Below are 12,004 nucleotides of genomic sequence, written 5' to 3'. Positions count from 1 at the left end.
TGCGCGGACCAGCGACCGGTTACCGGTCGCTGGTGATGAGCTGCACGACGCTGGAGAAATCCAGCTTGCCGCGGCCGGCCTGGTGGTTCATCGAGTACAGGTTGCGGGCCACTTCGCCCAGCGGGATCGAGGCGCCGACACTCATCGCCGCTTCCACCGCCAGGCCCATGTCCTTCAGCATCAGATCGCTGCCGAAACCGCCGCTGTAGCCGCGCGAGGCCGGCGCATTTTCCAGCACGCCCGGCCACGGGTTGCACACTTCGGTGGCCCAGCTGCGGCCGGTGCTGACCGCCATCATCTGCGACAGCACCTTCGGGTCCAGCCCGTGCGCAACACCCAGCGCGATGGCTTCACCGGTCACCGCCATGATCACGCCCAGCGCCATGTTGTTGCACAGCTTGGCGACCTGGCCGGCACCGCTGGCGCCGACATGAAAGATGTTCTTGCCCATCGCCTGCAGCACCGGGCGAGCGCGTTCCAGCGCGTCCTCTTCGCCACCGACGATGAAGGTCAGGGTGCCGGCCTGGGCGCCGGCGGTACCGCCGGAGACCGGCGCGTCGATCATCTGCAGGCCACGCGCGGCGGCCGCTTCGGAAACCTTGCGGGCACTGGCCGGTGCGATCGTGCTGCAGTCGATGACCAGTGCACCCGCTGGGATGGCGGCGAGGATGCCGTCATCGCCCAGGTACACGCCTTCGACGTGGCGGCTGGCCGGCAGCATCGAGATCACGACTTCCGCATCGGCCAGGGTGTCGCGTGCCGACGACGCCGCGCTGGCACCGGCATCGACGGCGGCCTGCACCGCAGCCGGGACCAGATCGAACACGCGCACGGTGTGGCCGTTCTTGACCAGATTGGCGGCCATCGGGCCACCCATGTTGCCCAACCCGATGAATGCAATGCGGCTCATGCAAGGCTCCTTTCAACAAGGGGAGTGCCCAGGTCGGCCAGCGGATGCGCGGCAGCGGCCCAGGGGGAAGCAAAGAAGGTGTCGGCCCACGCGCCGGTGGCCTCGGCCAGGGTGGCCGGGTTCCACTGCGGATTGCGGTCCTTGTCGATCAGCAGTGCGCGGATGCCTTCGGCGAAATCGCCGTGGGCGGCGCAGTGCAGCGCGGTGATGTACTCCAGCCGGTAGACGCTGGCCAGGTCCTGGCCGGCGCTGCGGCGCTGCAGCTCGAACGCCAGACGTGCCGAGCCGGGCGCGCCGGCGGCAAGCGTCTTCTGTGCCGCCTGCAGCCAGGCATCGTCGGTCTGCAGCGCGCTGATGCGTTTGATGATCGCGGGCAGGTCATCGCCTTCGCACAACGCATCGACCTGCGCCGCGTTGGCCAGCAGCGGACCGGTCGCAGCATCACTGGCATGCGACTGCAGCAGATGGGTCAGGCGTTCGTGGTTGTGTGCGGAATCACTGGACCAGGCCACCTGCAGCAGCGCATCGAACACCGCGCTGCGGCGTTCTTCAGCCACGTGCACATCGGCCAGGCCGGCATAGATGGCATCGCCCGGATTGAGCAACGCGCCGGTCAGGGCCAGGAACAGGCCGCCCTTGCCCGGCACGCGCGGCAGCAGCCAGCTGCCACCGACATCCGGGAACAGGCCAACGGTGATTTCCGGGAAGGCCAGCTTGGAGCGCTCGCTGACCACGCGGTGGCTGGCGCCGGACATCAGGCCGATACCGCCGCCCATCACGATGCCGTGGCCCCAGCACAGGATCGGCTTGGTATAGGTGTGGATGAGGTAATCGACGCGGTACTCGACGTCGAAGAACTCGGCGGCGTAGTCGTTCTCGCGGATGTCGCTGCGGCCGGCCTCACGGAAGGCGACCATGGCCTTGTACAGGCTGTGCAGGTCGCCGCCAGCGCAGAATGCCTTTTCGCCAGCACCCTGCAGCACCACCATGGCGATGCCGTCGTCGTCGGCCCAGGCGTTCAACTGCTCCAGCAGCAGGTGTGCCATCGGCAGCGAGAAGCCATTGAGCGTGCGCGGCGCGTTGAGCGTGGCGATGCCGATGCGCATGCCGTTACCGGCCACGCGCTCTTCGAACAGCACCGGTGCGTCGTCGGCAGCGGTGTCGGTGCTCATGCGTTCTTCCACTGCGCGGCGCGCTTTTCCAGGAAGGCAGTCACGCCCTCGACCTGGTCGGCGGTGTCGAACAGGTCGACGAAGGCTTCGCGCTCGGCCACCAGCGCCGAGGCGTGGGTGCCGGTGCGGGTGGCCTGTACCAGCGTCTTGCAGGCGGCGATGCTGGTCGGGCTCTGCTTGCCGGCCTTTTTCGCCCATTCCAGCGCCAGTGCCTTGGCTTCGCCCTTGCCGACCTTTTCTTCGGCCAGGCCGATGCGCAGCGCGGTCTCGGCGTTGATGCGCTCACCCAGCAGGATCATGCGCTTGGCCCAGCCCTCGCCGACCAGGCGCGGCAGGTTCTGGGTGCCACCGGCGCACGGCAGCAGGCCGACGGTGGCCTCTGGCAGCGCCACCTGGGCGTGGTCTTCGATGATGCGCAGGTCGCAGGCCAGCGCGCATTCCAGGCCTCCGCCCATCGCGTAGCCGTTGATCGCGGCGATCGACACGCCACGGAAACCGGACAGCGCCTCGAACGCTTCGCCGAAACGGCGCGCGGCTTCGCGCGCTGCGGCCTTGTCGCCGGAAGCGAACTGGTTGAGGTCGGCACCGGCGGAGAAGAACTTCTCGCCGTCACCGGTGATCACCAGTGCGTAGACGTCACGGTCTGCGTTGAGCGCGCCGACCAGGTCGCGCAGCGCCGACAGGCTGTGCACGGTCCAGGTGTGCGCCGGCGGGTTGTTCAGGGTGACCACGGCGGTATGGCCGTCGGCCTCGACCTTCAGGCCCACGTGCTCCTGGGTACGCCAATCCTTCATCGCAGTTCCTCTTCGGTGTTGAGCAGGTGACGGGCAACGATCACCCGCATGATCTCGTTGGTGCCTTCCAGGATCTGGTGCACGCGGCAGTCACGCAGCAGGCGCTCGATCGGGTACTCGCGGATGTAGCCGTAGCCACCGTGGATCTGCAGCGCCTCGTTGCAGACGCTGAAACCGGCATCGGTGGCGAAACGCTTTGCCATCGCGCACCACACATTGGCATCGCTGGCACCGGCATCGAGCTTGCGTGCGGCGGTGTGCACCATCTGCCGCGCGGCCACCAGCTGGGTGACCATGTCGGCCAGCTTGAACTGCAGCGCCTGGAACTCGGCCAGCGCCTTGCCGAACTGGCGGCGCTCGCCCATGTAGCGGCGCGCGGCATCCAGCGCGCCCTGCGCGGCACCCAGCGAGCAGGCAGCAATGTTGATGCGACCACCGTCGAGCCCCTTCATCGCCAACTTGAAGCCGCCGCCTTCCTCTCCCAGAAGGTGGCTGACCGGCACGCGGACGTTTTCGAAGGTGATGCCACGGGTGGGCTGGCTGTTCCAGCCCATCTTCTCTTCCTTGCGGCCGAAGCTGATGCTCGGCAGGTCCGACGGCACTGCAATGGCGCTGACGCCGCCGGCACCGGCACCGCCGGTACGTGCCATCACCACCAGCAGTTCGGTGGCACCGGCGCCGGAGATGAAGGCCTTCGAGCCGTTCAGCACGTAATGATCGCCGTCGCGCACGGCGGTGGTTTTCAGCGAGGCCGCATCGGAACCGGCACCCGGTTCGGTCAGGCAGTACGAGGCCAGCCTGTTGCCCGAGGACAGGTCAGTGCACCACGCATCGCGCAGTGCTGGCTGGCCCCACGTGGACACCATCCACGAGGCCATGTTGTGGATGCTGATGTAGGCCGCAGTCGACGGATCGATGTTGGCGAGCTCCTCGATGACGACGGCGGCGTCCAGCCGGCTCAGGCCGCTGCCGCCCACGTCCGGGTCCATGTACAGACCGCAGAAGCCCAGTTCACCGGCCTTGGCGATCGCCTCGCGCGGAAAGATGCCCTCCGCATCCCATCGCGCGGCGTGCGGCGCCAGTTCGGCCTGTGCGAAGTCGCGCGCCGCCTCGCGGTACGCCTGCTGCGCTTCTTCCAGTTCCGTCGTCATCGAGTGGCTCATGGCTGCTCCTGCCGTTACTTCAGGCTGATCGTGGTGTTGACGCCGTGGCTCAGCGTCTCGTCATCGAACCAGCGCGCGGTGACCGTCTTGGTCTGGGTGTAGAACAGCACCACCTGCTTGCCATACGGGCCCAGGTCACCCAGCTTGGAGGCGCGCGAACCGGTGAACGAGAACAGCGGCACCGGCACCGGGATCGGCACGTTGATGCCGACCTGGCCGACGTCGATGTCTTCCTGGAACTTGCGCGCGGCCGCGCCGGACTGGGTGAACAGTGCGGTGCCGTTGCCGTTCGGGTTGCTGTTGACCATCGCGATGGCGTCTTCCAGCGTTTCTGCTTCGAGGATGACCAGCACCGGCCCGAAGATTTCTTCCTGGTAGATGCGCATGTCGGTGGTGACACCGGCAAAGATGGTCGGGCCGACGAAGTTGCCCTTCTCGAAGCCATCGACCTGCGGGTTGCGGCCGTCGAGTACCAGCTTGGCGCCCTGCTCCACGCCCGAGGCGATCAGGCCTTCCACGCGCTCGCGGGCGCTGCAGGAAATGACCGGGCCGACGTCGGTGCCGGACACGGTGCCGGCGCTGACCTTCAACGTCTTGGCCTTTTCGACCAGGTCCTGCACCCAGTTGCGCGCCTCACCGACGAGCACCAGGGTGGAGGCGGCCATGCAGCGCTGGCCCGCGGCACCAAAGGCGGCACCGACCATCGCGTTGAGGGTCTGTTCCTTGTTGGCGTCCGGCAGCACCACGGCGTGGTTCTTGGCACCCATCATGCACTGCACGCGCTTGCCGGCCAGCGAGGCGCGGTTGTAGACGTGGGTGCCGACGCGGGTGGAACCGACGAACGACACGGCCTTGATGTCCGGGTGGTCGCAGATCGCGTTGACCACTTCCTCGCCGCCGTGGACGACGTTCAGCACGCCCTTCGGAATGCCGGCTTCCAGGGCAAGCTCGACCAGGCGCATGGTGACCATCGGGTCCTGCTCGGACGGCTTGAGGATGAAGGTGTTGCCCGTCGCAATCGCCATCGGGAACATCCACAGCGGGATCATCGCCGGGAAGTTGAACGGGGTGATGCCAGCGCACACGCCCAGCGGCTGCATGATCGTGTAGGTGTCCACGCCATTGGCCACGTTGTTGGCCAGCTCGCCCAGCTGCAGGTTGCCGATGGCGGCGGCGTGCTCGACCACTTCCAGGCCGCGGAACACATCGCCTTCGGCGTCGGGCAGAGTCTTGCCCTGTTCGGCGGTGAGGATGTGGGCCAGCTCGCTCATGTTCTCGCGGATCAGCTGCTGGTACTTCAGGAAGATGCGCGCGCGGGTGCCGATCGGGGTCTTGCGCCAGGTCTTGAAAGCTTCCTTGGCGGCGGCGACGGCGGCGTCCACTTCGCCGGTGGTGGCGAAGGGCACCTTGGCCAGCACGTCCTGGGTGGCCGGATTGATCACGTCCTGCCAGTGGGAGGTGGCCGATTCAACGAACTGGCCATCGATCAGCATGCGGATACGGGGCGCTGCAACAGTCATGACGACAATCCCACAGGGTGCGAAAGATGCTTGGCATTATTCACAGCATCCACCTCGATTTCCGGGCTGAATCCGCTTAATCTGGCCAACACGCCCCACGATTCCTGTTAATTCTGTGAATCCCTCAGCTCCCCAGCGGCAACTCGGCCTGCGCCTGCTGCGGCTGCGCGAACAGCGCGGCTACAGCCAGGTTGACCTGGCGCGGGCACTGGGGTTGTCGGCCAGCTACCTGAACCAGATTGAGCGCAACAAGCGTCCACTGACCCCGGCCGTGCAGAAGAAGCTGGGCCAGGTACTCGGGGATGTTTCGGCGCTGTTCGACGAAGATGAGCCCGCCGCGCTGCAGGAAGCGCTGGGCGAGACCCTGCGCGACCTGGGCCTGGCCGAAGTCAGTGCCACCGAACTGCGCGCCCTGGCGGGCAACCTGCCGCAGGTCAGCCGTGCGCTGCTGGACCTGCACCGCCGCCACCTGGCACTGCGCGAGCATGCCGCCGCGCTGGAGTTCCAGCTGGGCGAGCCCGGCGCCGGCAGCACCCTGCCGGCCGGCGACCAGGTGCGCGAGTTCTTCAACCGCATGCACAACCATATTCCCGAGCTGGACGAACTGGCCGAGCGCCTGTTCGCCGAGTGGGGGCTATCGCCTGGGCATGTGGCGCCGCGCTTGCGCCAGCTGCTGGCCGACCGCCACGGCGTGCTGGTGGAAGTGGCCGCACTGCAGGCCGGGCGCGAGAAGCGCCATTACGATGCCGGCACGCGCCGGTTGTGGCTGCCGGACTACCTGGAGCCAGGCCAGCAGGCGTTCCAGATGGCCGCCGAACTGGCCCTGCACGGCTACCTGCCGCAGATCGACGCGGTGGTGGCGCGTGCGGGCTTCACCGATGACGCGCGCATCGCGCAGGCGCGGGTGGGTCTTTCGAACTACTTCGCCGGCGCGCTGGTCATGCCCTACATGCGCTTCCTGCGTGCGGCCGAGGCCAGCAGCTACGACATCGAACTGCTGGCGCACCAGTTCGGCGTCGGCTTCGAGGCGGTCTGCCACCGGCTGAGCACGCTGGCACGGCGCAGTGCGCCCGGCCTGCCGTTCTTCTTCATCCGCGTAGACCGTGCCGGCAATGTGTCCAAGCGCCATTCGGCCACCGACTTCCATTTCTCGCAGGTGGGCGGCTCGTGCCCGCTGTGGATCGTCTACGAGGCGTTCAACCAGCCCGGGCGCATCCTTACCCAGACCGCGCGCATGCCCGATGGCCGCCGTCATTTCTGGCTGGCGCGGCAGGTCAGCAGTGGCCCGGTGGGCCATGGCCAGCCGCGCAAGACCTTCGCGGTGGCGCTGGGCTGCGATCTGCAGCATGCCGAGCGGCTGGTGTATTCACTGGGGCTGGATGTGCAGAGCCCGGGCAATTCGGTATCGATCGGGCCGGGTTGCCGCGTGTGCCCGCGCGAGGACTGCATGCAGCGCGCGTTCGCGCAGTTGCCGGGCAGGTAGGGTTGGTTCGGCAGGGCTGCGCCCTGCACCTGCCGAAGCCGAAGCAACAGCAAAAGCTGGCATTCCGTGGGATTGCGGGGCGGTGTCGGATTGCGGGGACGCCGTGAACCCGTCCCTGGGGGCTTGGCCGCGGCATCCATGCCGCGGACACCCCGCAATCCGACACCACCCCGCCTTCGACAGTTTCCTTCCATCTGTCGGAACGACGTATTGCTCTGGTAGGTGTCGACCTTGGTCGACGCGGTAGATCCACGCCATGCGTGGATGCTCTTCGATGAATGTTCGAAATATTCGATTTCGATGGACGTTCATCCACGCATGGCGTGGATCTACTACCGGGTCAGTAGATCGGCGTGACCTTCATCTGCGGCAGCGGGCGCGGTGCGCCGTCGGTCAGGTCCGGGCCAAGGTCTTCCCACGTGCGGCCCTGCTCGACCATCTGCGCCCACAGCTGCTGCGAGCCGCGACGTTTGTCTTCCGAGCCGAGCTTGTACGACGGCGGTGCCGGCTCGCCACGGGCAACCATCGAGTACGCCGCGCGATAGGCCAGCACCTGCTGCGCCGGGTCGTCGGTACGCGCCACTTCCAGCGTGTAGCGCTGATAGGCCGAGGCCAGGTTGCGCCAGCGGATCCAGTAGTGGTTCCCGAACGAGAACGAACAGAAGCGCGCGCCCGCCAGGCTGCCCTTGTCGGCGATGCGGGTCAGCACCTCCTGCGGCATGTCCAGGTTCATGCCGCCTTCGTCGCCCTGCAGGCTGACGTGCACGATACGGTCGCGGTAACCCGGCGCGCGTGCCTGCAGCAGGTCACGCCAGTTCTGCATGGTCGCCACGACTGCGAACAGGAAGCGCCCCAGCTCGGCTGCGGCGAGCGGCGTGGCAATGGACTGGTAATGCCGTTGCCAACCGTGGCGGTTTTCGGTGGGCAGGAACACGGCACGTTCCAGCGCCTGTCGGCCATCACTGCCACGGCCCACGTCCTCGGCATGCTGCGGGTAGACCAGGTTGATGGCGAAGGTCGGCCAGCGCGGTAGCGCGGCATCAAACAGATGGATCGGGAAGTTGCTGCTGATGCCACCATCGGAGAACCAGCAGATGCGGAACGCGGTAATCACCGGGCCGCAGGTCTGCCCGGCGCTGGTCAGCCCTTCCATGCTGTCGGCCACGTTGTGTTCCTGATCGGCGGCAGGTGCAGTGGGTTCGCAGCGGCGTTCGCGGCGCGAGGGCTCATGCAGCGGCACCGCGCTGATCAGCAACGGGAAGCTCAGGCTCATGCGCGTGGCCACCAGCACCGGCAGCTTCGGACCCTGCGGCAGGTGGTAGTACCGGCGCCCTTCCACCTCCAGCGGCGGGCCGGCCTCCGTCACCAGCCACTGCACCACGCTGGCGGGGAACAACTGCTCGAACTCCTCGCGCAGGAACCAGAACTGCGCGCCGCCCAGCGGCAGTGTGCGTGGTTCGTTGTGCGATACGCAGGTGGTGATCATCTGCAGGCTGATCGCATGCGGGCTGTCCGGCTCGCCGGCATAGCGCGGCGCGTCATGCAGGTCGGCAAAGGTCAGCGGTGCATCCAGCGGCTTGCCGGACAACTGCTGCAGGCATTCATGCAGCCACTCGGTCAATGCCGGTTTACGTGCATCGCGACCGAGGCCACTGCACAGGCCCAGCAGGTTGCGCCGGGCCACGCGCGCCACGCGCAGCGCGGCTCCGGCCACGCCTGCACCGTAGGCGCACAGCAGCGACGGCAGCAGCGTCGCGGCCACGCCGCTCCAACCACCGCCCCACCCGCCCAGACCGAGCAGCAGCGCCAGCGACACCAGCACTTCCAGCGGCGCGATCTCGAATACCGCCACCGCCAGGCACAGCAGTTTGTGCGGCAAGCTGGCATTGCCGGTCAGCACCACCAGCAGCCGATAGGCCGCACGCGCGCCCCGCGCCGGTTGGAACAGGCTGTAGATGAACCCCCGCCGCGACAACTGCGCCGACACCGCCGACAGCCCGCCATAACCGGCATCACCGGGCAGGTGCTCGCCGGCCTGCTGGCGCCGATCACCGTATGCCGCCGCAGCCGCCACCGCCGCAGCGATGGCGCCGGCAGAGGTGCCGCCGATGCTCTTGAACCGATACTCGCGTGCCAGCGCCAGTACCGCGTTGGGGTACACGATGCCGCTGGTGATGCCGCCTTTCATGACCAGATCGCAGTACTTGTCCGCCACCGTCTTGCCCCCGAGCCTACCGTCCGCCGCGTGGATGCCAGTATGGCGCAGCGGCTTCTCAGGGCCTGAGAACACCACCGCAGTCCGGGCAGGAATCTGCGGCGTTCAGCAGATGGCAGGCCTGCAGGCTTGACCGGCTCCACCATCGGCGTAGCATCTGCAGCAAGCCAAGGGACAGACCCGCGGCTGCCACAACGACATGAGGGATTCTCATGGAATTCGACTATCTCGTCTTCATCGGGCGATTCGAGCCCTTCCACAACGGCCACGCCGCCGTTGCCCGCTTGGCCCTGAGCCGGGCCCGCAAGCTGATCTTCCTGGTCGGCTCTGCCGATACCCCCCGCAGCCTCCGCAATCCCTGGACCGTGGCCGAACGCGCCGTGATGATCCAGGCCGCCCTCGATGGCCACACCGACCGCCTGCTGATCCGCCCGCTGCGTGACCACCTGTACAACGAAGCACAGTGGATCGCCAATGTGCAGCGCCAGGTGGCCGACGCCCTGCGCAACGACGGTGCCGCCGCCGATGCAAAGGTGGGCCTGATCGGCATGGACAAGGATGCCTCCAGCTACTACCTGCGGGAGTTCCCGCAATGGCCGCTGGTGGACGTGCAGCACACCGCCACCCTGTCGGCCACCGAGCTGCGGCGCTACCTGTTCGAAGCCGGCGACGTCGACTTCCACGGCGCGCTGCTGATGCTGCGTGGCAATGTGCCGGCGCCGGTGTACGACATGCTCGAAGCGTTCCGCAAAAGCGCGCCTGCGTATGCCCAGCTGGTGGCCGAGTACCGCTTCATCGAACAGTACAAGGCCGCCTGGAAGGATGCGCCCTACGCGCCCACCTTCGTCACCACCGATGCGGTGGTGGTGCATTCGGGCCACGTGCTGCTGGTACGGCGCCGTTCGGAGCCCGGCAAGGGCCTGTGGGCGCTGCCCGGCGGTTTCGTTGGCCAGGAGCAGAGCCTGCTGGACAGTTGCCTGCGCGAACTGCGCGAGGAAACCCGCCTTAAGATTCCGCTGCCGGTGCTGAAGGGTTCGCTGAAGGGCCAGCAGGTATTCGACCACCCCGACCGCAGCCAGCGCGGCCGCACCATCACCCACGGTTTCCACTTCGAATTCCCGGCCGGTGACCTGCCGCCGGTGCGCGGTGGCGACGACGCCGACAAGGCGCGCTGGATACCGGTGAGTGAGGCGTTGGACATGGGCCCGCAATTGTTCGAAGACCACCTGCACATCCTGGAGTATTTCCTCGGCCGCGGCTGACCTGCCCGGCTCTCCCCACCGGCGGATAGACCGCTGGTGTCACTCGACGCGAAGGAGCTTCCGTCATGCACTACCTCGATAACCTTCTCCTCAACACCGACAGCTACAAGGCCAGCCATTGGCTGCAGTACCCGCCGGGTACCGATGCCACGTTCTTCTACGTGGAATCACGTGGCGGCCTGCACGATCGCACGGTGTTCTTCGGCCTGCAGGCGATCCTCAAGGACGCGCTGGCACGGCCGGTCACCCACGCTGACATCGACGACGCTGCTGCGGTATTCGCCGCCCATGGCGAGCCGTTCAACGAAGCCGGCTGGCGCGATATCGTCGATCGGCTCGGCGGCCACCTGCCGGTGCGCATCCGTGCCGTGCCCGAGGGCAGCGTGGTACCCACCCACCAGGCACTGATGACCGTCGAGTCGACCGACCCGGCTGCGTTCTGGGTGCCGTCGTACCTGGAAACACTGCTGCTGCGCGTGTGGTACCCGGTCACCGTGGCCACCATCAGCTGGCATGCACGGCAGACCATTGCTGCGTTCCTGCAGCAGACCAGCGACGATCCGCAGGGGCAGCTGCCGTTCAAGCTGCACGACTTCGGCGCCCGCGGTGTATCGAGCCTGGAATCGGCCGCGCTGGGCGGTGCCGCACACCTGGTCAACTTCCTCGGCACCGACACTGTATCGGCCCTGTGCCTGGCCCGCGCGCACTATCACGCGCCAATGGCCGGTTATTCGATTCCTGCCGCCGAGCACAGCACCATCACCAGCTGGGGCCGCGAGCGCGAAGTGGACGCCTACCGCAACATGCTGCGCCAGTTCGGCAAGCCGGGCGCGATCGTGGCAGTGGTGTCGGACAGCTATGACATCTACCGCGCGATCAGTGAGCACTGGGGCACGACGCTGCGTGATGAAGTGATCGCTTCGGGCGCCACCCTGGTCATCCGCCCCGACTCGGGTGACCCGGTGGACGTGGTGGCCGAAAGCCTGCGCCGGCTGGATGAAGCGTTCGGCCACACCCTCAACGGCAAGGGCTACCGCGTACTCAACCACGTGCGGGTGATCCAGGGCGATGGCATCAACCCGGATACGATCCGCGCCATCCTGCAGCGCATCACCGGCGACGGCTATTCGGCCGACAACGTGGCCTTCGGCATGGGCGGCGCGCTGTTGCAGCGGCTGGACCGCGACACCCAGAAGTTCGCGCTGAAGTGCTCGGCAGCACGGGTCGAGGGTGCGTGGATCGACGTCTACAAGGATCCGGTCACCGATGCCGGCAAGACCAGCAAGCGTGGCCGCATGCGCCTGCTGCGGCGCCTGGATGACGGCAGCCTGCACACGGTGGCGTTGCCTCCCAGCGGTGACGAGGCGCTGCCGACCGGCTTCGAGGATGCAATGGTGACCGTGTGGGAGAACGGGCGCCTGCTGCACGACCAGCGGCTGGACGACATCCGGGCCCGGGCCGCAGCGGGGCGCTGAAGGCATTTGC

At 67.2% G+C, this 12,004-nt stretch carries 9 protein-coding genes; 3 read left to right on the top strand and 6 right to left on the bottom strand.

Translation table 11 applies throughout. The features are described 5' to 3' along the window. Nucleotides 1-19 precede the first annotated feature (19 nt). The 5 genes from mmsB to ACUDTM_RS13700 are packed head-to-tail and all read right to left on the bottom strand — an operon-like array spanning nucleotide 20 to nucleotide 5,559. On the bottom strand, nucleotides 20-910 hold the full coding sequence (gene mmsB / locus ACUDTM_RS13720; protein WP_005420650.1) for a 3-hydroxyisobutyrate dehydrogenase: 891 nt from the start codon (nucleotides 908-910) through the stop codon (nucleotides 20-22). Continuing rightward, nucleotides 907-2,082, bottom strand: a complete 1,176-nt coding sequence (locus ACUDTM_RS13715) for an enoyl-CoA hydratase/isomerase family protein (protein ID WP_072168737.1) — start codon at nucleotides 2,080-2,082, stop codon at nucleotides 907-909. Before ACUDTM_RS13715 ends, mmsB begins: the two co-directional genes overlap by 4 nt. Then, complete coding sequence (locus ACUDTM_RS13710) at nucleotides 2,079-2,876, bottom strand: enoyl-CoA hydratase (protein WP_227836896.1); 798 nt, start codon at nucleotides 2,874-2,876, stop codon at nucleotides 2,079-2,081. The genes ACUDTM_RS13715 and ACUDTM_RS13710 overlap by 4 nt, the downstream gene beginning before the upstream one ends. Next, nucleotides 2,873-4,039 (bottom strand): acyl-CoA dehydrogenase family protein, encoded by a 1,167-nt coding sequence (locus ACUDTM_RS13705; RefSeq protein WP_445391363.1) that lies wholly within the window; start codon nucleotides 4,037-4,039, stop codon nucleotides 2,873-2,875. Before ACUDTM_RS13705 ends, ACUDTM_RS13710 begins: the two co-directional genes overlap by 4 nt. 14 nt (nucleotides 4,040-4,053) lie before the next feature. Next, nucleotides 4,054-5,559 carry a CoA-acylating methylmalonate-semialdehyde dehydrogenase gene (locus ACUDTM_RS13700; protein WP_005420657.1) on the bottom strand — a complete coding sequence of 502 codons (1,506 nt, stop codon included), beginning with the start codon at nucleotides 5,557-5,559 and terminating at the stop codon, nucleotides 4,054-4,056. A gap of 115 nt (nucleotides 5,560-5,674) precedes the next feature. On the opposite strand from ACUDTM_RS13700, the gene ACUDTM_RS13695 reads away from it, so the two are divergent. Next, nucleotides 5,675-7,042, top strand: coding sequence for a helix-turn-helix domain-containing protein (locus ACUDTM_RS13695; protein WP_072168740.1), 1,368 nt, complete (start codon nucleotides 5,675-5,677; stop codon nucleotides 7,040-7,042). A gap of 340 nt (nucleotides 7,043-7,382) precedes the next feature. Here ACUDTM_RS13695 and ACUDTM_RS13690 read toward each other — a convergent pair whose 3' ends face one another. Next, complete coding sequence (locus ACUDTM_RS13690; RefSeq protein WP_072167427.1) at nucleotides 7,383-9,230, bottom strand: patatin-like phospholipase family protein; 1,848 nt, start codon at nucleotides 9,228-9,230, stop codon at nucleotides 7,383-7,385. 239 nt (nucleotides 9,231-9,469) lie between these two features. On the opposite strand from ACUDTM_RS13690, the gene ACUDTM_RS13685 reads away from it, so the two are divergent. Continuing rightward, complete coding sequence (locus ACUDTM_RS13685) at nucleotides 9,470-10,519, top strand: bifunctional nicotinamide-nucleotide adenylyltransferase/Nudix hydroxylase (RefSeq protein WP_065178416.1); 1,050 nt, start codon at nucleotides 9,470-9,472, stop codon at nucleotides 10,517-10,519. 65 nt (nucleotides 10,520-10,584) lie between these two features. Further along, a complete protein-coding gene (locus ACUDTM_RS13680) occupies nucleotides 10,585-11,994 on the top strand; it encodes a nicotinate phosphoribosyltransferase (protein WP_072167305.1) in 1,410 nt (469 codons plus the stop codon). Nucleotides 11,995-12,004 lie beyond the last annotated feature (10 nt).

Source organism: Stenotrophomonas maltophilia group sp. vghtpe118 (assembly GCF_052605195.1).
The sequence above is the reverse complement of the archived record's forward strand: the minus strand, read 5'-3'. Positions and strand labels throughout refer to the sequence as shown.